Raw genomic sequence first — 22,049 nt, 5'->3', positions numbered from 1 at the left:
AACGCGGGATACCGCCAAAAAATGCTACTGTTGAATCGAGTCCGTTACTGTGTGAAAAGGGTACTACCCTACTATTCTGGCAGGAATTGACTTAGTTTCCTCCCCCCTGAAGGGAGTAATTTCTTGATCCAGGACACGGTTTTGTTAATTCACATAAAAAAGCAGCAACAATGACGGTGTTTTTTTAACAAGAAATGCGGTGTATAAATCAGGGATCATAGAGAGAGATCAAAAAATCAGGTACGCCTGTATAAAAATAGCGCGCTTTTTCATCGCCAGCAGGCTTGCCAGCGTGGACAGGTTAAAAAATGAGCCGCCCGGATTAAAAAACCGTTTAGCGGCCTGTTTTTTATCATTACGGTAGTCAAAGTGATGCGTGTAATTGTCAGTCGTCGCCGCTATTGCCACGTGACGGCATTTCACCGCTTTCTCCACCGTTTTGATAGTAATGCCAGGAGTTGTGCTCATCACCCAACGCGCGGAAAACAGCTTCCGCCAGCTCGTTGGACGCACCATGGTGACGACACAACTGATAGCGGGTTTCCGGCAGTTGCGGCAGTCCATCGGAATGCCCCAACACGCGCAGCTCCTGGCTCATCATCTCTACAGGACGAGCAGTAATTCCCAGACCCGCCTTAACCGCCGCTTTAACCGCCGGCAGCGTAGAGGCCACGTAAGAGATACGCCAGGGAATCCCCGCTTCGTTCAGGTGTCCGACCATCATATCCCGATATGGGCTGGGTTCATCCAGCAGCACCAGCGGCACCGCCTCCCCTTTCTGGAATATATAATCGGCAGCGCAATACCAGAGCGTGGGCGAAGTACGTAACGTCAGGCAATCGGCTTGCTCCAGGCGTGAAGTCGTAACCGCCAGATCCACCTCCTGCTGGCTCAGAATCTCTGGAATGCAGGGATTGCGCTTCACCCGCACATCAATCGCCAGCCGTGGCCAGGATGAACTAATCCGGTTGAGTAAAAACGGCAGAATGGTATCTGCGGACTCATCAGAAGCGCCGATCGTCAGAACGCCCTGGAGATCGTTAAACATTAATGAACTGCACGCTTCGTCATTAAAGCGTAGGATTTTTCTGGCATACCCCAGGAGCTGGATACCATGTTCCGTCAACAGCTTGTTGCGTCCATGGCGAGCGAACAGTTCTTTACCCACCAATTGCTCAAGCCGTTGCATCTGCTGGCTGACAGCGGATTGGGTACGACAAACGGCAGCCGCAGCGGCAGCAAAGGTATTCAGATCGGCGACCGCAACGAAGGTTCGCAGCAGATCGAGATCGAGGTTAAGTATCGGACGGTTTGCATTTATCATATTTTTTCACGTAGTAGGTTGCTCTTATGGAGCTGCCCCGGTTATATTGCTGTGTATTATCAAAGAGATAACGCAATTCCTTTTGAAGCACGTCTCCGCTCAGTTCTGAAGCTGCCAGGCCCTGGCAGTCATTCTGATTTATTTATTGGGACTTCTATTCCTGGTACTGAAGATTAATGACAACATTTTTGCCGGATTCATATATTCTGTTAATCAATCCGCCACTCAAATTCTCGTTTTTATACGCTACTCCCGTCAATTAAAGTATGGAAATCATTGTCAATGCATTTAAAGAATTAACCGTTTTTACCACTTTCGGTAAATTTTACCTTTAGTAAAGCTAAACTATTCTACCCACTGACTATTTGTCAATTAATCCCTATAGATAGCGCGGACTTTGTGCATTCGAACCTTCCGACAGATAGCTGGGAACCAGGCGGGCCGCCCTGACGGAAGGTAAACATCTTATCGCAACTTTGCTTCATTTATAAGCTTTCTTGCGATTTATCTGATCTATATCTGTTTTTGAAAGCCCTGTTTCAGAGGTTATAACATCCGATAGCAACCCCACCCCATTAGAGGTATCTGAATAATTATCTATCCGTTTTATAACCTTCTATTACAAGTTCTGTTGTTTTGACCTACAGATTTTTAACCTGACGATTAATATTCGAATCTTCGCGGTTGAAAATGTTAACCGTTACTTAAGTAAAAAACAGGATAATTCTGCATGGCAGCGATCACACTTACTTCCGGATAGCACCTTAAGTAAAGCAGCCTTGCATTTAATGCTAAATGCTGCCGGATTCATTTTGTAAAAACCCAGGTTAATCAAAACATTATTTTATGCTAAGGCCGGTTTTTTTTATTATTGCGCTACCGCTGGCGCAACCACCCCGAACTAACGACTGAGCTTACTTTTCGGACTTCAAAAGCGCGCGCCGGAGGAGTACATTGACAGGCGCTGCGCTTCCACGGCCGGAAGCCGTAACAACAAAAGGTCTGATTCATGTCACCCATCGAAAAATCCCGCAAGCTCGATCACGTCTGCTATGACATCCGTGGCCCGGTTCTGAAAGAGGCGAAGCGCCTCGAAGAGGAAGGCAATAAGGTTCTTAAACTGAATATCGGCAATCCGGCACCCTTCGGTTTTGAGGCGCCGGATGAGATACTGGTAGACGTCATCCGCAATCTGCCAACAGCCCAGGGCTACTGCGACTCCAAAGGACTCTGGTCGGCCCGCAAAGCGATTATGCAGCACTATCAACAGCGCGGTATGCTGGATATTACCACCGAAGATATCTATATCGGCAATGGGGTTTCAGAACTTATCGTGCAGGCGATGCAGGCCCTGCTGAACAGCGGTGACGAGATGCTGGTGCCGGCTCCCGACTACCCGCTGTGGACCGCAGCTGTCTCGCTATCCGGTGGTAACGCGGTTCATTACCTTTGCGATGAGTCATCCGACTGGTTTCCTGACCTGGACGATATCCGCGCGAAGATTACGCCGCGTACCCGGGGGATCGTCATCATAAACCCCAACAATCCCACCGGCGCCGTCTATTCTAAAGAGCTTTTGCTGGAGATCGTAGAGCTCGCCCGCCAGCACGATCTGATCATTTTTGCCGATGAGATCTACGACAAGATTCTCTACGACGAAGCTCAGCATCACTCCATCGCCGCGCTGGCTCCCGATCTTCTGACCGTTACCTTTAACGGTTTATCAAAAACTTACCGCGTGGCGGGCTTCCGCCAGGGCTGGATGGTGCTGAACGGGCCGAAGAAGCACGCCCGCGGCTATATCGAGGGACTGGAGATGCTGGCCTCGATGCGACTGTGCGCCAACGTACCGGCCCAGCATGCCATTCAGACCGCGCTGGGCGGCTATCAGAGCATCAGCGAATTTATCCTGCCCGGCGGCCGTCTTTATGAGCAGCGAAATCGCGCCTGGGAACTGATTAACGATATTCCCGGCGTGAGCTGCGTGAAGCCAAACGGGGCGCTCTATATGTTCCCACGCATCGATCCTAAGCGCTTTAATCTGCACGATGACCAGAAAATGGTGCTCGACTTTCTGTTGCAGGAAAAGGTGCTGCTGGTTCAGGGCAGCGCCTTTAACTGGCCGTATCCGGATCACGTGCGTATCGTCACCCTGCCCCGGGTCGACGATCTGGAAATGGCCATCAGCAAATTCGACCGTTTCCTTTCCGGCTACCACCAGTGAGCCGCACAGCAGCGGAGGGATTTGCATCTTCCCTTCGCTGCCCTCACAATGGTTCAATCCCGTTTCCGGAATGATGTACTATGAGCCAGAGCCACTTTTTTGCCCACCTCTCCCGCCTGAAACTCATTAACCGCTGGCCGCTGATGCGCAACGTGCGTACCGAAAATGTCTCCGAACATAGCCTGCAGGTGGCGATGGTCGCCCACGCGCTGGCGGCCATTAAAAATCGCAAATTCGGCGGAAATCTCAATGCCGAACGTATTGCCCTGCTGGCGCTCTACCACGACGCCAGCGAGGTACTCACCGGCGATCTGCCAACGCCGGTAAAGTATTTCAATACCCAGATTGCCCATGAGTATAAGGCGATTGAGAAAATAGCCCAGCGTAAGCTGGTCGAGATGGTTCCCGAAGAACTGCGCGATATCTTCGCCCCGCTGATTGACGAGCAGCAATACAGCTCAGAGGAAAAATCGCTGGTGAAACAAGCGGATGCCCTGTGTGCTTATCTGAAATGCCTGGAAGAGCTGTCCGCTGGTAATAATGAATTTCTGTTGGCGAAAGGACGGCTGGAAAAAACCCTGGCAGAGCGCAAGAGCGACGAAATGGACTATTTCATGCAGGTCTTCGTTCCCAGCTTCCACCTGTCGCTTGATGAAATCAGTCAGGATTCCCCACTATAACACGCTTTTCCTGGGCCAGTCTTCGGCAGGCCCAATCTTGTTTTCGTCATCATCGCTCTCCCCGACCAACGCTTAATGCGGGCCGGGGAAGGCGTCAGAATGGAAAAAGTACCGGGATCAGCAGCACACAAACCACCATGACTATCAGCGTGAAGGGCAAACCAATCTTCACAAAATCGCTGAACTGATAGTTACCCGGCCCCAGCACCAGGGTATTCACCGGCGATGATACCGGCGTCATAAAGGCAGCGGACGCCGCCATGGCGACCACCATCGCAAACGGATACGGAGAAACGCCCATCGACTTCGCCGTGGCCAACGCAATCGGCGCCATCAGCACCGCCGTAGCGGTATTAGAGATAAACAGCCCGATAGTGGCGCACATCACAAACAGACAGACCAGCATCAGATGCGGCCCGTAGCCGCCGCCCAGCTCCATCAGCCCCTTAACGATCAGATCCACCCCACCGGTTTTTTGCAGCGCCAGCGCGAAAGGCATCATCCCGACAATCAGAATAATGCTCGGCCAGTGAATCGCTTTCCAGGCGCTTTCCGAATCAATACAGCGAAATTTTCCCATCAGCAGGCAGGCGATAATAGCGGCGACAGGGTTAGGAATTTCATCCGTCAGCATCAGCGCCACCATCAGCGCCAGGCAGAAGATGGCATGAGGCGCCTGGCTGTGGGCCGGCGAGGCTTCCTGTTCTTCCACCGGCAGATTAAGCACCACGAAATCGCGACTCTGCTGGCCAAGCTGGCTAATCAGCTTCCAGTTACCGACAATCAGTAACGTATCTCCCAGCTGTAGCGGCTCATCCAGCAGATTACCGGCTATTGCTTCGCCGCTGCGCTTAATTCCCACCACATTCAGTCCATAGCGACTGCGGAATGCAATCTGCCGTACCGTCTGCCCCATCAGTTCCGATTCCGGCGTCATCACTACTTCCGCCATTCCCACATCCAGCGCCTGATCGGAAAAATACTCGCCGCGCAGCACCATCGGTTCCAGCATCTGTTCGGCGCAAAACTCACGCAGATCGACTTCCGAATTGGACATATCGATTAGCAGCACATCACGCGCCCAGAATTCGGTTCCGCCGGTCGCGTTTACAATCACCCGGCGGAAGCGACGCCAGCGCTCCAGACCAATCACATTGGCGCCATAACGCTCGCGCAGTTTCAGATCGTCCAGCCGCTGGCCTATCAGCGGCGATCCGGGGCGAATCGCCAGCCGACGCGCCCGCCCGCTCAGGCGGTACTCCTTAATCAGATCCCGGAAAGTACGGCGCTTCCAGCCCTCTTTACCGTCGTCCCGCTCCCTCCCCTTCAGGGCGAAGCGCGCCACCAGCATATAACCGATGCCCAACAGCAAAATAACCACGCCTATCGGCGTCACGCTAAAAAAATGAAAGCCCTGTAATCCTTCGCGCAGCAGTTCGCTGTTCACTACCAGATTAGGGGGGGTCGCCACCAGGGTCATCATACCGCTGATAAGACCTGCGAAGCTGAGCGGCATCATCAGGCCCGAAGGCGCGATCTTCATACGTGCGCAAACGCTCAATACCACGGGAATAAAGATAGCGACCACGCCGGTTGAGCTCATAAATGCCCCCAATCCGGCCACGGTTACCATCAGCAGCACCAGCATTTTCGTTTCGCTGCTGCCCGCCACCTGCACCAGCCAGGAGCCCATTCGCGCCGCCACGCCGGTGCGCACCAGTCCCTCGCCGATAATAAACAGCGCGGCGATCAAAATAACGTTCGGATCGCTAAATCCTGAAAAGGCCTCGCTCACCGTCAGCGTACCGCTCAGCACGAAGGCAACAATCACCATCAGCGCCACGGCGTCCATACGCACTTTATCGGTCGCGAATAAAATAACGGCAATCGCCAACAGGGACAGAACCCAGATAAGTTCAGCGTTCACAACCCATCCTTGTTGAATTCACACAGACATGCATCATGCCATAAAAAAGCCCCGCCAGAAGCGGGGCCAAATCATCATTCAGTGCGTTTCCACCTGCGTTAAACCGCCGGACAAGGGCCGTATCCGCAGGGCATCCAGACGCGCGACGACGAAGTCTGCTTCATTAAGGCGCGGCGTATCCCGGGGCGCGTTAACCGCAATCATCCGGCAACCCGCCGCTAACCCTGCCTCGATTCCCGCAGGCGCGTCTTCCACCACCACACAGGATTCGGGCCGCAGCGCCAGGCGTTGAGCGCCCAGCAGATAGGCATCCGGATGCGGTTTGCCATTTGCCACCTGTTCGGCGGTAACCAATATCTTCGGCTCCGGCAAGCCCGCCGCGCGAATGCGTGCCGACGCCACCGGCAGCGAGCCGGAAGTCACGATAGCCCAGGGTACGCCTGCCGCATTCAGCTGTTCAAGCAGCGCCAGCGCACCCGGCAGAGCAATGATACCGTCAGTATCTTCGGCTTCGATTTTCTCCAGCGCGTAAAACTCGCGTTGAATGTCCGCTTCATCGCTTCCTGCCATAAAATGGCGCAGCGAGGTTATCGCCTGCTTGCCGTGAATAAAGCCCAGTACCTCGTCATGATCGATGCCGAAGCGATCGGCCCAGCGGCACCATGCCCGCTCCACCACCGGCAGCGAATTCACCAGCGTACCATCAAGATCGAACAGGAATCCCTGACACTCCACGCATTACCTCCCGGTTCAGGCGTTAATAATCTGGCTAATTTCATTAGCGCTGAGATGATACTGGCGCGGGCAGCCGTGCCAGACCTTCAGCATGCGCTGATACTTATCCCACATCGGGGTCTGGGAATTAAAACCGTGGCTGCCGGCGTCGAAGTGAGCGTAACGCCCTTCCACATTGACCATAAAGCGCACATAACCCAGAAACCGCGCTTCGGTCGCGGCATCAAAGCCCAGGAAAGTAACCCGACGTTCATCGATCTCCTGGTTATCCTTAAGGTTGCTCCATGAGACATGCAGAGCGTGGTACATCTCCATCACATCAATAATTTCACGGCAGGTCTCTTCCGTAAGCTGACCGAATTCGCGATCCAGTTCGCGCATCTGCAGCCCGTAGCCACGCTCCACGATGGTCTGCAAACGACGATAGCGCTCGGCGTTATCCGGGTCGAGCATGGTCATCATTTTGTACTGGTTCGAAAGAATCAGACGCTGGGCGTTGGTCATTTCCATTTCTTCACTCCTCAAGGCAGAGAGCCTGCGAACAATAGACTATAAAAAGAGGCACATAAATGTGCCTTCCTTTATATGCGTAATTCGGGGGGGATTACAAATCATCAAGAAAAGTTTTATCCAGCTGGCGAAACGCGCGTTTAAGGGTTTCCGCCAGCGCCTGGTAGTCGGGCTTGCCTTCTACCGGCTTCATTGCCTGCCCGGCTTCTTCCAGACGCTCCCGCACTTCGTAAAACCACTGAAGTATCGACGGCGGCAGCGGCGTGACGGAACGTTTGCCCAGCCACCACAGCCCCTGAAGCGGCAGGCTTAGCGCAAACAGCGCGGTCGCCACGGCCGGGCCTGTTTGCCCCCCCAGCGCTATCTGCCAGCACAGGGTGAACATAGCGATCGGCGGCATAAAGCGGATGGCGAAACGGGTAGCACGAATTACCCGGTTTTCGATAAAGACAGGAGCGAGACGTTTTTCCATCGGCCACGTCCCGGCGTACTGCTGACCCCGACGAAACAGGCTGACCCCGCTCACCGGGCGATTCGGGGAAGATGACATGGCTTATACCTCAAATTCACAAACAAAAAATAAAATTTTTATGCAAGATAACAACAGTAGGTGACAAGATTCAAAATGTTTTGTCATTAAGTGGCGCGATCGGGTATCCTGTGCCGGCCTTTGGTGGCCGCCTTTTGGCTCCTGTGGATTAACCATAACGGAGCGGCTGACGCCACATTTTGCGCTTTGCGCCTGTGTCTTTAGTTTACGCGAAATCGCCTGAACGCATGACTATTTCTTCGCCATGCCAAAAAAAGAACCTGGCATGACGTTAATCATAAACGCCGACGTCATCTTACGCTACGCTGAGAGACTGAATGTCGTTTTTTTAGCCACGTATATAAATAGGTACTTCCATGTCGAGTAAGTTAGTACTGGTTCTGAACTGCGGTAGCTCCTCACTGAAATTCGCCATCATTGACGCCGTTAACGGCGAAGAGCACATCTCTGGCCTGGCCGAGTGCTTCCACCTGCCGGAAGCCCGCATCAAATGGAAAATGGACGGTAATAAAGAAGAAGCCGCGCTGGGCGCAGGTGCCGCCCACAGCGAAGCGCTGAACTTTATTGTAAACACCATTCTGGCCAGAAAACCGGAGCTGTCCGCCCAGTTGACCGCTATCGGCCACCGTATCGTGCACGGCGGTGAGAAATACACCCGTTCCGTTGTCATTGACGACAGCGTTATCCAGGGTATCAAAGACTCCGCTTCTTTTGCGCCGCTGCACAACCCGGCTCACCTGATCGGCATCGCGGAAGCGCTGAAATCCTTCCCGCAGTTGAAGGACAAAAACGTGGCCGTATTCGACACCGCGTTCCATCAGACCATGCCGGAAGAGTCTTACCTCTACGCCCTGCCGTACAACCTGTATAAAGAACACGGTATTCGTCGCTATGGCGCACACGGCACCAGCCACTTCTACGTAACTCAGGAAGCGGCTAAAGTGCTGAACAAACCGGTGGAAGAGCTGAACATCATCACTTGCCATCTGGGTAACGGCGGTTCCGTTTCCGCCATTCGCAACGGTAAGTGCGTTGATACCTCCATGGGGCTGACCCCGCTGGAAGGCCTGGTGATGGGTACCCGTTCCGGTGATATCGACCCGGCTATCGTTTTCCACCTGCACGATACCCTGGGTATGAGCGTGGATCAGATCAACAAGCTGTTGACCAAAGAGTCCGGCCTGCTGGGCCTGACTGAAGTTACCAGCGACTGCCGCTATGTTGAAGATAACTACGAAACCAAAGAAGACGCGAAACGCGCGATGGACGTTTATTGCCACCGCCTGGCTAAATACATCGGCTCCTACACCGCGCTGATGGATGGCCGTCTGGACGCCGTCATCTTCACCGGCGGTATCGGCGAAAACGCCGCGATGGTACGCGAACTGTCTCTGGGCAAACTGGGCGTACTGGGCTTTGAAGTCGATCACGAGCGCAACCTGGCTGCCCGTTTCGGCAAGTACGGCTTCATCAACAAAGAAGGCACTCGCCCGGCCATCGTCATCCCGACCAACGAAGAGCTGGTCATCGCGCAGGACGCCAGCCGTCTGACCGCCTGATTCCCCACCGCCAGCCCAGCTGGCGGTGTTGTTTTGTGTCGCGCCCGCCGATTGCGGGCGCCTGCAGCAAGAGGATAAATCGTGTCCCGTATCATCATGCTTATTCCAACCGGAACCAGCGTCGGCCTGACCAGCGTCAGCCTCGGCGTGATCCGCGCTATGGAGCGTAAAGGCGTTCGCCTGAGCGTCTTCAAACCCATCGCCCAGCCGCGCAGCGGCGGCGATGCGCCTGACCAGACCACCAATATCATCCGCGCTAACTCCGACCTGCCGGCCGCCGAGCCGCTGCGCATGAGCCACGTCGAATCGTTGCTATCCAGCAACCAGAAAGACGAGCTGATGGAAGAGATCATCGCCAACTATCACGCGAACACCAAAGACGCGGAAGTGGTGCTGGTTGAAGGCCTGGTACCGACCCGCAAACACCAGTTCGCCCAGTCTCTGAACTATGAGATAGCCAAAACGCTGAATGCGGAAATCGTTTTTGTGACCGCCCCGGGTACCGACACACCGGAGCAGATCAAAGAGCGTCTGGAACTGACCCGCAGCAGCTTCGGCGGCGCGAAGAACACTAACATCACCGGCGTTATCGTCAACAAGCTGAACGCGCCGGTTGACGAGCAGGGCCGTACTCGCCCGGATCTCTCAGAGATCTTCGACGATTCTACCAAAGCCCAGGTCATTCACATCGAACCGAAACAACTGCAGGAAACCAGCCCGCTGCCGGTGCTGGGCGCCGTGCCGTGGAGCTTCGATCTGATAGCCACCCGCGCCATCGATATGGCTCGCCACCTGAATGCCGACATTATCAACGAAGGCGACATCAACACCCGTCGCGTGAAATCCGTGACCTTCTGCGCCCGCAGCATTCCCCATATGCTGGAGCACTTCCGCCCTGGCTCCCTGCTGGTGACTTCCGCTGACCGTCCCGACGTACTGGTCGCCGCCTGCCTCGCCGCCATGAACGGCGTTGAGATCGGCGCCCTGCTGCTGACCGGCGGCTATCAGATGGATGAGCGCATCGCTAAGCTGTGCGAACGCGCCTTCAGCACCGGCCTGCCGGTCTTTATGGTGAACACCAACACCTGGCAGACCTCGCTGAGCCTGCAGAGTTTCAACCTCGAAGTACCGGTGGATGACCACGAGCGTATCGAGAAGGTTCAGGAATATGTGGCCAGCCACATCAGCCAGGCGTGGATCGACTCTCTGACCGCCACTTCCGAACGCAGCCGTCGCCTCTCTCCGCCGGCCTTCCGCTACCAGCTCACCGAGCTGGCGCGTAAAGCGGGTAAGCGCGTGGTGCTGCCGGAAGGCGACGAGCCGCGTACCGTCAAAGCGGCTGCCATCTGCGCACAGCGCGGCATCGCGACCTGCGTACTGCTGGGTAACCCGGATGAGGTGAACCGCGTTGCGGCTTCTCAGGGCGTTGAGCTCGGCGCCGGCATCGAAATCGTCGATCCGGATGTCGTGCGTGAAAGCTACGTCGCTCGTCTGGTCGAGCTTCGTAAGAACAAGGGCATGACTGAAGCCGTCGCTCGTGAACAGCTGGAAGACAACGTGGTGCTGGGCACCATGATGCTGGAGCAGGACGAAGTCGACGGTCTGGTGTCCGGCGCGGTTCATACCACCGCCAACACCATCCGTCCGCCACTGCAGCTGATCAAAACCGCTCCGGGCAGCTCGCTGGTTTCCTCCGTGTTCTTTATGCTGCTGCCGGAACAGGTTTATGTTTACGGCGACTGCGCAATCAACCCGGATCCGACCGCCGAGCAGCTGGCTGAAATCGCGATTCAGTCCGCCGACTCCGCCGCCGCTTTCGGCATCGAGCCGCGTGTGGCGATGCTCTCCTACTCCACCGGTAACTCCGGCGCGGGCAGCGACGTAGAAAAAGTGCGTGAAGCCACCCGTCTGGCGCAGGAAAAACGCCCGGATCTGATGATCGACGGCCCGCTGCAGTACGACGCCGCCGTAATGGCCGACGTAGCTAAATCCAAAGCGCCGAACTCTCCGGTTGCTGGTCGCGCTACCGTCTTCATCTTCCCGGATCTGAACACCGGTAACACCACTTACAAAGCCGTACAGCGTTCTGCCGACCTGATCTCCATCGGGCCGATGCTGCAGGGTATGCGTAAGCCGGTGAACGATCTGTCCCGCGGCGCACTGGTCGACGATATCGTCTACACCATCGCGCTGACCGCGATTCAGTCCACCCAGCAGTAAGCTGTGGCGCGCTGATTTCCGGGCCGCCCTTCGGGGCGGCCCGGACGTTTCTGACTCCTGAATCCATTCCCCGTCACACTTTCTATTTCCGCCTTTTCCCTTCGGCGCCAAATATGACCTGAATCAGTTCACCTGCGCGCACAACGGAAAAAACTGTATCGTCTTTAGCTATTCATGCTACTTCAATAAGGAGACGATATGGAAAATCACACCCTGACGCCCGCAGAGCGCGTTGGCCCCGGCGCCTGGCTGGCGCTGGCGTTCGCCGCCCTCTTCTTTTCTGGCCTGCTGGGGGGAAATCAGTGGTATGGCGTATTTGATTTCACCACGCTGAACGGCGCCTTCGGCAAAGTGGTGAGCGGCGTAGGAACGAACGGCGAAGCCCTTACTACTACCGCCAGCACCTTTCGTGGCACCGGCGGTCACGGCGCTATGGATGGCTTTCTGTTCGCCCTGGGGCTGATTCCTGCGGTGATGTTCGCTCTGGGCATGATCAACGTTCTGGAGCATTACGGCGCCCTGCACGCTGCGCGCCGTCTGCTGACGCCGCTGTTGCGCCCGCTGCTGGGACTACCCGGCAGCGCGGGACTGGCGCTTATTGGCAGCCTGCAAAGCACCGATGTCGGCGCCTCTCTGACCCGCAATCTTCAGGATGAAGGCGAAATCGACGAAGATGAGCGCGATGTCTTTAGCATGTTTCAGTTCTCCGCAGGAGCGATGATCACCAACTTCTTCTCCTCCGGCGCTATCCTTTTCACCCTGATGCTGGCGGACGGTACGCCTGCGGTTCCCACCTCTATCGGCGCCTGCGTGGCTGTGATGTTCATCATGAAAATTTTCGGCGCCAACCTGCTGCGCCTGGCGCTGAAATTGCAGCGCCGCAAACCACAAAGCGCACAGGAGGAGAGCTGATGAGCGGCCCAACCCAAAACCCGGTAATTACCGATATCTTTGTCGCCGGTGCTCGTAAAGGCTGGAATATCGCCACCACCAGCACCCTGCCCAATGTGGTGATGGCCTTTATTCTGATTAAGGCACTGGAAATTACCGGCGCCCTGAAAGGGCTGGGGCTGATATTCGCCCCGCTGATGGGGCTGTTTGGCCTGCCAGGCGAGGCTGCCGCGGTACTTATCGGCAGTTGGATGTCGATGGGCGGCGGCGTGGGCGTCGCTATCGGGCTGTTTGATAAAGGCATTTTAACCGGCGAACACCTCGCCATCCTGGCACCGGCCATCTATCTGATGGGATCTCAGGTTCAGTATCTGGGCCGTATTCTGGGGGTAACCGGCACCCGGGGTAAACGTATCCCGCTGATGATTATTATCTCGGTCATTAATGCGCTACTGGCGATGCTGCTGATGCGCGTCATTCTGTAATGGAGTCGTAATATGGATTTGGAGCGTTACTTTGCTGAACTGGGCCATCTGGTTAACATTGACTGCGGCACCCATACGCCCGAAGGCGTGGCAAGGGTAGCCGATATTCTCGCCGAACTATGGCGCGACGAAGGCTGGAGGTCAAAACCGTTAACCTTGGGGATAGCGTCGGCCCCGGGCTGTTCGTCACCAACCGTCCCGATGCCGAACGCTACGATCTGCTGCTGATCGGCCATCTCGATACCGTTTTTCCGCCGGGTACCGTCGCTCTGCGTCCCCTGACCCGGGATGCGGAACGGGCTTACGGCCCGGGCGTTTCCGATATGAAAAGTGGACTGCTTAATATTCTGTGGGCAATACGTCAGTTGGAGCAACAGCATAAGTCCCGGCTCGCCATCGCCGTCATGATGAACCCGGACGAAGAAACCGGCTCTGAACACTCCCGTGAATGGATCGAGCAATGTGCGCGCCGCTCTCGCGCGGTACTGGTCTGCGAATCCGCCCGTGCCAATGGTGCGCTGGTGAAGGCCCGCAAAGGCATGGCTGGGTACCGGATAAGCTTCAGCGGCGTTGCCGCCCATGCCGGGAATGAGCCGGAAAAAGGACGTTCCGCCATCATAGCCCTGGCGAAAGCGGTGCTGGCCTTGCAGGCGCTGGCCGATCCGGAATCCGGCACCACGCTGAACGTCGGGGTAATAAGCGGCGGCGATGCCGGCAACGTGGTAGCGGCCCATGCCGAAGCGGAAATCGATCTGCGCTTCTGGCACAACGAGGAGTATCAGCGGGTGGATCACGCGCTACGCGCCCTGTGCGCCCGTGGGTTACTGGAAGGCGTTACCGTTCAGGTCTCCCTGGTGACTCACAAACCCGCCATGGCCCCGGTACCAGGCACGGATGCGCTGATGCAACTTGTCGAGCAGGCCGGTGCCGACGAAGGGATAGATATCCACTGGCAGTCGGTAGGCGGCGGCAGCGATGCCAATCACACCGCGGCACTGGGGATACCGACGCTTGATGGCCTGGGGCCTATCGGCGCCGGGTTCCACAGCCCGGCGGAATATCTGGAAATCGCCAGTATCGAACCGCGTATTCGCCTGCTGCGCCGGGTGATGGAGTTACTGTAAGTGGAATGAACATCCCCCGCCTGAGGCGGGGGAGCTGTTACAGCAGTTCACGTGCCGCCGCGACGATATCCTGGGCCGTCAGACCATATTCCTGTTGCAGAAACGCCTGGGTTCCCACCTGGCCATAACGTCCCTTCACCCCCACGCGCCGCATCGGAGTCGGGCAGGACTCACCCAACACTTCGGCGACGGCTGAGCCCAGACCATTATTGATACTGTGATTCTCACAGGTTACGATACGCCCCGTCTGCCGCGCATACCTGATAATCAACTGACGATCGATGGGCTTAAGCGTAAACATGTCGATCACGGCGGCGCTCACCCCCTGCTGTTCCAGCAATTGTGCCGCCTGACGCGCCTCGGCGACCATAATACCGTTAGCAATAAGCGTGACATCCTGCCCGTCGCGCAACACATTGCCTTTACCGATAGTAAACTGGCTTCCCGGTTGATAAACGGTAGCAGCCTGCTTGCGGATAGTACGCAACCAGCAGAATCCCTCCATATCGATCAATTGCTCCAGCAGCCCGCGCAACATGACCGCATCCGTCGCCTCCAGAACCACGGCATGCGCCAGACCGCGTACTATCCCCATATCCTCAAACGACATATGGGTACCGCCATTATGACAGGCCGTCACCCCCGCATCGGAAGCAATCACCTTGACGCTGTTACGCTGGTAATCCAGCGCCATAAACAGCTGATCAAAGCAGCGACGGCTGGCAAAGGCGGTAAAAGTATGAAAAAAGGGACGACGCCCGGTCAGCGCCAGTCCTGCCGCCACGCCAACGGCATTGGCTTCCATAATGCCGCAGTTGATAACGTGCTGTGGATAGTCGCGCTGCACGCTGTCCATCGCCATTGAGCTCATCAGATCCGCCTCCAGCGCGATAATGCCGCTTTGGGCCTCGATCTGCTCCGTGACAAACTGCGCATAAACGCGGCGCATCTCCACGCTATCTGTTCCGCCATGAACGGCAACCTTAATCATTGATAACCTCCAGCTCTCTGACAGCCTGCTCCAGCGCCATCCGCATTTCCTTATTGAGTCGCAGATGGTGGGAATTACTCAACGCCTCGAGGCAGGGTACCCCTTGCCCTTTTCGGCTATCCAGAATGATTAATCGCGGACGTTCATCCGCTACGCTACCTGACTTCGCCGCCTGATGCAGCGCCGCGATATCATCCCCCTTCACGGTCAGCACTTCGAAGCCAAAAGCGCGAAACTTTGCCGCCAGATCGAAGGGACGGATAATGTCATCCAGCTCACCGTCCAGCTGTTGCTTATTCCAGTCAACAAAGACCAGCAGATTGTTCAGACAGTGGTGGGCGATAAACTGAAAGGCTTCCCAGCACTGCCCTTCATTCAGCTCACCATCGCCAACGATACAGAACACCCGATTTGAACGATTCGCCAGCTTATGAGAAAGCGCTATCCCGGCCGCAATAGAGATCCCCTGCCCCAGCGAACCGGTCGTGGCATCCACACCCGGGGTTTTTAGTCGATCGGGATGGCTCGGCAGGCGGGTACCGTTCTGATTTAACGTCGCCAGCGCCTCCAGCGGAAAAAATCCCTTCAGCGCCAGCGTGCTGTAAAGCGCCGGCCCGGCATGCCCTTTCGACAGCACGAAATAGTCGCGTTCCGGCCAGTCGGGTCTGGCGGGATCAATACGCATCACGTCACCGTACAGCACCGCCAGAGTCTCTACGACCGACATGCTGCCGCCATAATGACCAAACCCAAGATGGTTCAGCATTTTCAGTGTCTCAATACGAATGGCTCGCGCCAGGCGCGTGAGTTCGCTATCCGACATCATCATTTAGCTCCTCCTCTCTCCTCGTGATTGCTGCTACGTACCGGTTTACCCTTCATCAGAAAAGCCACCGCCACCAGCAGCACAAACACCGCCACCACCGCGCCGGTAATCTGTAGCGGCGACAGCCAGCGTGCCAGATTCCCCAGGACAATCCCTACGACCCCAAAATCGGCATCCGAGAAGGTGGTATTGGCAAACCCCAACGCACCCAGTACCGGCAGCAGCAGCACCGGCAAAAAGGTAATCAAAAGACCGTTAGCAAAAGCGCCCAGCATGGCGCCGCGCCGCCCGCCCGTGGCATTGCCGAAAACGCCCGCCGTGGCGCCGGTAAAAAAGTGCGGAACCACCCCAGGCAGGATCAGTACCAGCCTGAACTGGCCCAGCAGAAACAACCCCACGAGGCCGCCGAGAAAGCTAAACAAAAAGCCAATCAGTACCGCATTAGGGGCATAGGGATAGACCACCGGGCAGTCCAGAGCCGGGCGGGCATTCGGCACCAGCTTCTCGGAAAATCCGGTAAAGGCCGGAACGATCTCCGCCAGAATCAACCGCACGCCCTGAAGGATGATGAATACCCCGGCGGCGAAGGTAATAGCCTGAATAATGGCGTAGACCAGGAAGTTTTGACCGGCACTAAGTTCGCCTTCGACGTAGTCTCGCCCGGCGCACACTGCCAGAATCATGTAGATGACGATCATCGTCAGCGAGATGGAAATAGAGCTATCACGCAGAAAGCTCAGGTTCTTTGGCAGGTTCATCTCTTCGGTCGAACGCGATCCTCTGCCGCACAGGCCGCCTATCCACCCCGCCAGCACATAGCCAAGGGTTCCGAAGTGACCAAAAGCAATATCATCATTACCGGTGATACGCCGCATATAGCGCTGGGCCAGCGCCGGGAAAAAGGCCATCACCAGACCTAACAGCAACGATCCGGTAAATACCAGCGCCACCCCTTCAAAACCGGCCACCGTCAGGATGACGCTAATCATGCAGGCCATATAAAAGGTGTGGTGGCCGGTCAGGAAGATAAACTTCAAGCGGGTAAATCGCGCCACAACAATATTCGCCACCATCCCAAATGCCATGATCAGCGCCGTTGATGCGCCATACTTATCAAGCGCGATAGAGACTATCGCTTCATTATTGGGAATGATGCCCTGAATATTAAATGCATGCTCAAAGATTCCACCCAGCGGATTTAACGAACTGACCAATACCGTTGCTCCGCCGCCTAACACCACAAAACCCAAAATTGTTTTTATGGTGCCTTTTACTACATCAGAAAATCCTTTTTTTTGCGCCAGCAGTCCAATAAGAGCGATAACACCCACCAGAATTGCAGGCACTTTTAATATATCGACGATGAAACTCAGCATAATTCCACCCGATGTTCAGAAGTTATTTCAGGAAAAGTAGGCACGCAGCCGCGCTTCCAGCTCATTGATATCGATGATATTATCGATAATCACCAGTTTGTCTTCCGGTACGCTGGCGCTGGCGGCAATATCTTTCGCCATCACGAACAGGTCGGCCGCATCTGCGGTAGCAGAGGCCAGATCGGCATGTTCTACCTCCGCCTCTATTGCCATTTTTTTTAGTATTTTTTTGATATTCATCTCGACCATAAAACTACTGCCGAGTCCTGAACCACACACCGCCATAATCTTCATCATTATTCACCTTGTTTTTGGGTAACAGAAATGTATGCCGCAGATAATTACAGCAAATAAATTACGCGCTATTTATTTAGTATCCGGCGATAATCGCCTTTATTTCTTCCCGGCTGCTCGCCGAATGAAGCCGGGCCAGATCGGCGGCGTTCGAAAAAAGCTCCGCCAATGCCGCAAGCGCATCAATATGGCTATGGTTATCAGCCGCCGCCAGTAAAATAATCAAATCCACGGGATCATGTTCAGCGCTGCCAAATACCACTCCATGCTCCAGCTTTAATAGCGCCAGCCCGGTAGCCAACGCCCCTTCTTCCGGGCGGGCATGGGGCATGGCCAGACCGGGTGCCAACACAAAGTAAGGCCCCAACTGGCGGTGCTGCTCCTGAATAGCCTCAAGATAATCTGGCGTGATTACGCCGGTTTCCAGTAATGGTCGCGCACAGTACGCCAGGGCCTGCTGCCAGTCGTCCATCCCCTTTGCCAGTTGAATGGTGGTGTCGTTCAGCCAGCGACTCAGCATTTTCACCTCCCGAACCTCCGTTGCGGAATGGACAAACTTTATGCAAGCCATTCGCCCATGACTGTGAGAAATATCACAAAAGATAGCGCTATCATCCAGAACGATCGTCATTTGTGATAGCGCTATCAAAATCATGCATTAGTACGAAAAGAGAGAAAAAAAGGGGTGTTACGACGTATACTTGCGGAAGTTCCCAACGCCACGGCGCAAGCGGGAATGCCGGATAACTTACGGGTTGTAAAGCAGGAATCAGCATGTCGATAACCAGAAAGCGACGCGGCACTGGCAGAGTGACGCTCGCAGATGTGGCCCAACAGGCAGGTGTGGGCACCATGACCGTTTCACGAGCGCTACGCACGCCAGAACAGGTTTCAGAAAAGCTGCGGGAAAAAATTCAGGCTGCCGTTCAGGAACTGGGATACACCCCTAATCTGACGGCAAGCGCTCTCGCTTCAGCTTCTTCGCGTACCATTGCCATGGTCGTGCCCAATTTGGCGGAAGCGGGCTGCTCAGAGATGTTCGCCGGATTACAACAGGTGTTGCATCCCGCTGGCTACCAGATCATGCTGGCCGAATCGCGTCACCGCCTGGAGCGCGAAGAAAAGTTGCTGGAAGCGCTAATGGCCTCTAACCTGGCCGCGGCTATTCTGCTTAGCGTTGAGCATCGTCCGACGGTAAGAAACTGGCTGACTCAGTCTGAAATTCCGGTGCTTGAGATCGGTGCAACCTGCCACGATCCCATTGATATGAATATCGGTATCGACAATGTTACCGCCATGTTTGAGCTCACCCAAATGCTGATAAAGCGGGGTTACCAGAATATCGGGTTACTTTGCGCCCGTCAGGAACAGTGGATTTTTCAGCAGCATCTCCAGGGCTGGTATAAGGCAATGCTCAAACACCATCTCTCTCCCGGACGCGTCATCAATGCCGCGGCCGCGCCAAATTTTTCGACCGGCGCGGCTCAACTTCCGGAGTTTCTGTTAGCCTGGCCAGAGCTGGAGGCGCTGGTGTGCGTCTCTGATGAACTGGCCTGCGGAGCTCTCTGGGAATGTCAACGACGACGCATACGGGTGCCGGAGGATCTGGCGATTGTCGGATTCGGCGACAGCGACGCCAGTCAGGTATGCCAGCCCCGGCTCACCACCGTGGCGGTGCCGCATTATCAGATTGGCGTGGCGGCAGGACAGGCCTTACTGGCGCGCTTCACTGGACAAACGCCGACAAGCGGCGCGCCGCTGACGCCAACGCTCCGCCTGCGGGAAAGCTGTTAGCCAGGTTATTCTGCTGGCTGTTCGCTGTCCGGCTTCTGTTCCGATGCCTGCTCCGGGAGTTTTTCCTTTTCCGCTTTCGCTGGCTTCTCGCTACGCTCCTTGCGCGACTCATTACCGGCATTGCGGCTCATCCATAACGCCAGCGCCTTCAGGGAATCAGGCGTAAATTCGTCGCAGCGGGCAGTAATCTCTTCCGGCGACATCCAGCGTACCTCGCTGACTTCCTCTTCCTGGAGCGCAAACGGCCCGTGGGATACGCAGCTGAACAGCCCGCCCCAGACCCGGCAGTTTTGATCTTCAAAGTAGAACTGCCCGTGTTCGGCAAAAGGGACTCCGGCAATACCCAGTTCCTCTTCCGCCTCGCGTTTGGCCGAATCCAGCATCTGCTCGCCCGCCATGACTACGCCTCCTGCGGTAGCGTCCAGCATACCGGGCAGGAAATCTTTGGTATCAGTACGGCGCTGCACCAGAATCTTGCCCATGCCATCGTGCACCACAATATAGGTCGCGCGATGACGCAGGCACTGCGCTCGCATTTGTTCACGGCTGGACTGCGCGATGACTTCGTTATCTTCGTTGACGATGTCAACCCATTCCGTGCCAGTTTGACTCTGCTCCACCATCGGGAAACCTTATTTTGCTCTGGGCGCTCTGACGGCGCGTTAATGGTCAGGCTATGCCTGGTCGTCAGTCAAATTACGGTGTTATATCCTGCTGCGCAATAAGCGCGTTATCTTCAAGGCTATAAACGCTCAGAAGTGCATCATCCAGCATCCCATAACTGGGCGCAAAGCCCCCTTTAGGGATACTGACCGAGCCGGGATTGAACACGAAAATCTCACCGCGGCGCTCCGCCAGCGGAATATGAGTATGACCGCTGGCCAACACGTCGCCTGCCGCCAGGGAGGGCAGCTTATCCGGATGATAAAGATGACCGTGCGTCAGGAACAGCCGTCCGTTCGCCAGCAAAACCTGCTGCCAGGGGGCGGTGATGGGAAAATCCAGCAGCATTTGATCCACTTCGCTGTCACAGTTGCCGCGCACGGCGATGATTTTCGCCGCCGCCTCGTTAAGACGCTCCGCCACCCGGGCCGGCTGATAACCTTCCGGCAGCGCGTTGCGCGGACCGTGGTTAAGCAGGTCGCCCAGCAAAATCAGCCACTGTGCGCCGCTGGCGGCAAAACGTTCCAGAACCTTATCGGTAGCTGGCAACGATCCGTGAATATCCGATGCGAACATCAGTTTCATTCCACTTACACCTGTGTAAATCAGACAGGGGATAATAATAACGGATTTTTTAACACGGTTCAGCCCGTAGCCGCCTTTGCCGATAGTGCGACAAAGCGCTGAACTGAAGCACGCTGCCACTGAAATTCCGCATATCCGACCAGGTCCGGCGGCACCGCATCGCCATGCATCACCAGCCGGTTGAGCATTAGCGCCAAATCGCTGTCGGCGATACACCATTCGCCGAACAGATTTTGCTGGCCGGGTGCCAGTAACGACTGCGCAAGGCCAAACAGACTGTCCGCTTCACGCAGCACGCTTTCATCAAGGGGAGGACACCGGCTGCCTGCGAAAATAACCTCGGTAGGCCGTGCGGCGCGCAGCCCGGCAAGGCCGCTACGTAACCAGGCCTGGATCTGTCGCGCCTGGGCGCGTTTTTCGCGATCGAACGGATACAGCCGCTCCCAGGTCGGGGGAGCAAACCGCTCTTCCAGGTATTCATCAATCGCCGACGATTCACTCAGGACAAAACCGTCAATCTCGAGCAGCGGCACCCGCCGGGTTAACCCATAACCGGGCCACGTCGGCTTCAGGTTCGCCTGGCGTTCAAGATCGACGGTTTGCAGAGTGAAAGGAATCCCTTTCTCCATCAGGGCAACGTAAACCGACATCACCCAGGGGCTAAAAAAGTGGGCGTCGCTCCATAGCGTTATCGCAGGCTGATTCATGGCATTCTCACTGATTACTGGAGTCAATAATGTATCCTGGCTCAGGCCGCACGAAAATGCCCGGCCCTCACAGAAGAATCAGCCAAATCCCGACGCCGCGCAACTACGACTGTTGCGCTTCCTGCACAGCATGCGTTTTTGCGTCTTGCTGGCTTTGCCAGATAAACCACAGAGCGATAGCCAGGCAAATGGCCGCCAGCACCCGATTGGTGGAGAAAGGAATGGCGCTGTTGCCCAACCAGCCAAAGCTGTCGATGATAATCGACATACTGAGCTGCCCCAGTATGACCGCCACCGTCGCCAGGGCCGTTCCTATCCGCTGTACGGCAAAGACCATGGTCAGCACATACACCAGGCCGAGCAGCGACCCCAGCAACTGCCACTTGGGAACATCCAGCAGCGTCACGGCATGGGGCGGCTCGAAAAAGATAACCAGTATCGCGCTGACCAGGGTGCCCACCAGGAAGGTCAGAAACGCCGTGCGAATGGCGCCCTGGCTGGCCCCCAACCGGGCGTTCACCGCAGCCTGAACGCTAAGAAACGCGCCACCCGCCAGCGCAAGTAAAGTCATTATCACAATCATC

General features: G+C 55.8%; 21 protein-coding genes and 1 pseudogene. 8 read left to right on the top strand and 14 right to left on the bottom strand.

Annotated features, from left to right (window positions below):
• Window positions 1-385: 385 nt before the first annotated feature.
• A complete protein-coding gene (lrhA, locus tag V3W49_RS16575) occupies window positions 386-1,324 on the bottom strand; it encodes a transcriptional regulator LrhA (RefSeq protein ID WP_500146957.1) in 939 nt (312 codons plus the stop codon).
• A 1,009-nt stretch (window positions 1,325-2,333) separates the two neighbouring features.
• Here lrhA and V3W49_RS16570 point away from each other — a divergent pair.
• Both V3W49_RS16570 and yfbR read left to right on the top strand, forming a co-directional pair.
• A complete protein-coding gene (locus V3W49_RS16570) occupies window positions 2,334-3,548 on the top strand; it encodes a pyridoxal phosphate-dependent aminotransferase (protein ID WP_500146955.1) in 1,215 nt (404 codons plus the stop codon).
• 80 nt (window positions 3,549-3,628) lie between these two features.
• Window positions 3,629-4,228: a 5'-deoxynucleotidase gene (yfbR, locus tag V3W49_RS16565; protein ID WP_500146954.1), complete on the top strand. Its 600-nt coding sequence runs from the start codon at window positions 3,629-3,631 to the stop codon at window positions 4,226-4,228.
• A 94-nt stretch (window positions 4,229-4,322) separates the two neighbouring features.
• Here the strand turns inward: yfbR and V3W49_RS16560 are convergent, their stop codons facing one another.
• From V3W49_RS16560 to yfbV, 4 genes are all read right to left on the bottom strand, one after another.
• Window positions 4,323-6,155, bottom strand: coding sequence for an SLC13 family permease (locus V3W49_RS16560; protein WP_500146952.1), 1,833 nt, complete (start codon window positions 6,153-6,155; stop codon window positions 4,323-4,325).
• 78 nt (window positions 6,156-6,233) lie between these two features.
• The gene (locus V3W49_RS16555; protein WP_500146951.1) at window positions 6,234-6,890 is read right to left on the bottom strand and encodes a sugar phosphatase; all 657 of its coding nucleotides are present in this window, start codon (window positions 6,888-6,890) and stop codon (window positions 6,234-6,236) included.
• Between the two features lie 15 nt (window positions 6,891-6,905).
• Window positions 6,906-7,400, bottom strand: coding sequence for a YfbU family protein (locus V3W49_RS16550; RefSeq protein WP_500146950.1), 495 nt, complete (start codon window positions 7,398-7,400; stop codon window positions 6,906-6,908).
• 94 nt (window positions 7,401-7,494) lie between these two features.
• Window positions 7,495-7,950, bottom strand: a complete 456-nt coding sequence (gene yfbV / locus V3W49_RS16545; RefSeq protein ID WP_500146949.1) for a terminus macrodomain insulation protein YfbV — start codon at window positions 7,948-7,950, stop codon at window positions 7,495-7,497.
• Window positions 7,951-8,306: 356 nt separating this feature from the next.
• Between yfbV and ackA the strand changes: the two genes are divergently transcribed.
• The 5 genes and pseudogenes from ackA (at window position 8,307) to V3W49_RS16520 (ending at window position 14,229) form a co-directional block, all read left to right on the top strand.
• Window positions 8,307-9,509 carry an acetate kinase gene (gene ackA, locus V3W49_RS16540; RefSeq protein ID WP_500146948.1) on the top strand — a complete coding sequence of 401 codons (1,203 nt, stop codon included), beginning with the start codon at window positions 8,307-8,309 and terminating at the stop codon, window positions 9,507-9,509.
• Window positions 9,510-9,590: 81 nt separating this feature from the next.
• Complete coding sequence (pta, locus tag V3W49_RS16535) at window positions 9,591-11,729, top strand: phosphate acetyltransferase (protein ID WP_500146947.1); 2,139 nt, start codon at window positions 9,591-9,593, stop codon at window positions 11,727-11,729.
• 198 nt (window positions 11,730-11,927) lie between these two features.
• Complete coding sequence (locus V3W49_RS16530) at window positions 11,928-12,641, top strand: nucleoside recognition domain-containing protein (protein WP_500146946.1); 714 nt, start codon at window positions 11,928-11,930, stop codon at window positions 12,639-12,641.
• Window positions 12,641-13,105: a YjiG family protein gene (locus V3W49_RS16525; RefSeq protein WP_500146945.1), complete on the top strand. Its 465-nt coding sequence runs from the start codon at window positions 12,641-12,643 to the stop codon at window positions 13,103-13,105. The genes V3W49_RS16530 and V3W49_RS16525 overlap by 1 nt, the downstream gene beginning before the upstream one ends.
• 12 nt (window positions 13,106-13,117) lie before the next feature.
• Window positions 13,118-14,229 (top strand): annotated as a pseudogene (locus V3W49_RS16520) (M20 family metallopeptidase).
• Window positions 14,230-14,266: 37 nt separating this feature from the next.
• Here V3W49_RS16520 and V3W49_RS16515 read toward each other — a convergent pair.
• The 5 genes from V3W49_RS16515 to V3W49_RS16495 form a co-directional block, all read right to left on the bottom strand.
• Complete coding sequence (locus tag V3W49_RS16515; RefSeq protein ID WP_500146944.1) at window positions 14,267-15,220, bottom strand: transketolase family protein; 954 nt, start codon at window positions 15,218-15,220, stop codon at window positions 14,267-14,269.
• Window positions 15,213-16,043: a transketolase gene (locus V3W49_RS16510; RefSeq protein ID WP_500146977.1), complete on the bottom strand. Its 831-nt coding sequence runs from the start codon at window positions 16,041-16,043 to the stop codon at window positions 15,213-15,215. Before V3W49_RS16510 ends, V3W49_RS16515 begins: the two co-directional genes overlap by 8 nt.
• Window positions 16,044-16,045: 2 nt before the next feature.
• On the bottom strand, window positions 16,046-17,422 hold the full coding sequence (locus V3W49_RS16505) for a PTS ascorbate transporter subunit IIC (RefSeq protein ID WP_500146942.1): 1,377 nt from the start codon (window positions 17,420-17,422) through the stop codon (window positions 16,046-16,048).
• A 27-nt stretch (window positions 17,423-17,449) separates the two neighbouring features.
• On the bottom strand, window positions 17,450-17,716 hold the full coding sequence (locus tag V3W49_RS16500) for a PTS sugar transporter subunit IIB (RefSeq protein ID WP_500146975.1): 267 nt from the start codon (window positions 17,714-17,716) through the stop codon (window positions 17,450-17,452).
• A gap of 76 nt (window positions 17,717-17,792) precedes the next feature.
• Window positions 17,793-18,236: a PTS sugar transporter subunit IIA gene (locus tag V3W49_RS16495; RefSeq protein ID WP_500146940.1), complete on the bottom strand. Its 444-nt coding sequence runs from the start codon at window positions 18,234-18,236 to the stop codon at window positions 17,793-17,795.
• 254 nt (window positions 18,237-18,490) lie between these two features.
• Here V3W49_RS16495 and V3W49_RS16490 point away from each other — a divergent pair, with 254 nt between their 5' ends.
• Window positions 18,491-19,510 (top strand): LacI family DNA-binding transcriptional regulator, encoded by a 1,020-nt coding sequence (locus tag V3W49_RS16490; protein WP_500146938.1) that lies wholly within the window; start codon window positions 18,491-18,493, stop codon window positions 19,508-19,510.
• A gap of 5 nt (window positions 19,511-19,515) precedes the next feature.
• Here the strand turns inward: V3W49_RS16490 and yfcD are convergent, their stop codons facing one another.
• From yfcD to V3W49_RS16470, 4 genes are all read right to left on the bottom strand, one after another.
• Window positions 19,516-20,133: an NUDIX hydrolase YfcD gene (yfcD, locus tag V3W49_RS16485; protein WP_500146937.1), complete on the bottom strand. Its 618-nt coding sequence runs from the start codon at window positions 20,131-20,133 to the stop codon at window positions 19,516-19,518.
• A gap of 73 nt (window positions 20,134-20,206) precedes the next feature.
• Window positions 20,207-20,758 carry a phosphodiesterase gene (gene yfcE / locus V3W49_RS16480; RefSeq protein ID WP_500146936.1) on the bottom strand — a complete coding sequence of 184 codons (552 nt, stop codon included), beginning with the start codon at window positions 20,756-20,758 and terminating at the stop codon, window positions 20,207-20,209.
• 59 nt (window positions 20,759-20,817) lie between these two features.
• Complete coding sequence (gene yfcF / locus V3W49_RS16475; RefSeq protein ID WP_500146974.1) at window positions 20,818-21,465, bottom strand: glutathione transferase; 648 nt, start codon at window positions 21,463-21,465, stop codon at window positions 20,818-20,820.
• A gap of 103 nt (window positions 21,466-21,568) precedes the next feature.
• Entirely contained in the window at window positions 21,569-22,048 is a 480-nt protein-coding gene (locus V3W49_RS16470; RefSeq protein ID WP_500146935.1) for a DMT family transporter, read from the bottom strand.
• Window position 22,049: the final 1 nt, after the last annotated feature.

The sequence above is a fragment of the Rosenbergiella sp. YN46 genome (assembly GCF_036620675.1).
In the GTDB taxonomy this organism is placed as follows: Bacteria; Pseudomonadota; Gammaproteobacteria; order Enterobacterales; family Enterobacteriaceae; genus Jejubacter.
Note: the sequence above shows the minus strand (reverse complement) of the source record. Positions and strands in the feature narration are given on the sequence as shown.

Bases quoted from the DNA above. Each gene is read 5' to 3' on its own strand.
- yfcD (WP_500146937.1), bottom strand. From the start codon at position 20,133: ATGGTGGAGCAGAGTCAAACTGGCACGGAATGGGTTGACATCGTCAAC.
- V3W49_RS16550 (WP_500146950.1), bottom strand. From the start codon at position 7,400: ATGGAAATGACCAACGCCCAGCGTCTGATTCTTTCGAACCAGTACAAA.
- V3W49_RS16495 (WP_500146940.1), bottom strand. From the start codon at position 18,236: ATGCTGAGTCGCTGGCTGAACGACACCACCATTCAACTGGCAAAGGGG.
- yfcF (WP_500146974.1), bottom strand. From the start codon at position 21,465: ATGAATCAGCCTGCGATAACGCTATGGAGCGACGCCCACTTTTTTAGC.
- V3W49_RS16570 (WP_500146955.1), top strand. From the start codon at position 2,334: ATGTCACCCATCGAAAAATCCCGCAAGCTCGATCACGTCTGCTATGAC.
- yfbR (WP_500146954.1), top strand. From the start codon at position 3,629: ATGAGCCAGAGCCACTTTTTTGCCCACCTCTCCCGCCTGAAACTCATT.
- V3W49_RS16530 (WP_500146946.1), top strand. From the start codon at position 11,928: ATGGAAAATCACACCCTGACGCCCGCAGAGCGCGTTGGCCCCGGCGCC.
- V3W49_RS16470 (WP_500146935.1), bottom strand. From the start codon at position 22,048: ATGATTGTGATAATGACTTTACTTGCGCTGGCGGGTGGCGCGTTTCTT.
- V3W49_RS16525 (WP_500146945.1), top strand. From the start codon at position 12,641: ATGAGCGGCCCAACCCAAAACCCGGTAATTACCGATATCTTTGTCGCC.
- V3W49_RS16510 (WP_500146977.1), bottom strand. From the start codon at position 16,043: ATGTCGGATAGCGAACTCACGCGCCTGGCGCGAGCCATTCGTATTGAG.
- yfcE (WP_500146936.1), bottom strand. From the start codon at position 20,758: ATGAAACTGATGTTCGCATCGGATATTCACGGATCGTTGCCAGCTACC.
- V3W49_RS16505 (WP_500146942.1), bottom strand. From the start codon at position 17,422: ATGCTGAGTTTCATCGTCGATATATTAAAAGTGCCTGCAATTCTGGTG.
- yfbV (WP_500146949.1), bottom strand. From the start codon at position 7,950: ATGTCATCTTCCCCGAATCGCCCGGTGAGCGGGGTCAGCCTGTTTCGT.
- lrhA (WP_500146957.1), bottom strand. From the start codon at position 1,324: ATGATAAATGCAAACCGTCCGATACTTAACCTCGATCTCGATCTGCTG.
- V3W49_RS16490 (WP_500146938.1), top strand. From the start codon at position 18,491: ATGTCGATAACCAGAAAGCGACGCGGCACTGGCAGAGTGACGCTCGCA.
- V3W49_RS16500 (WP_500146975.1), bottom strand. From the start codon at position 17,716: ATGAAGATTATGGCGGTGTGTGGTTCAGGACTCGGCAGTAGTTTTATG.
- V3W49_RS16515 (WP_500146944.1), bottom strand. From the start codon at position 15,220: ATGATTAAGGTTGCCGTTCATGGCGGAACAGATAGCGTGGAGATGCGC.
- ackA (WP_500146948.1), top strand. From the start codon at position 8,307: ATGTCGAGTAAGTTAGTACTGGTTCTGAACTGCGGTAGCTCCTCACTG.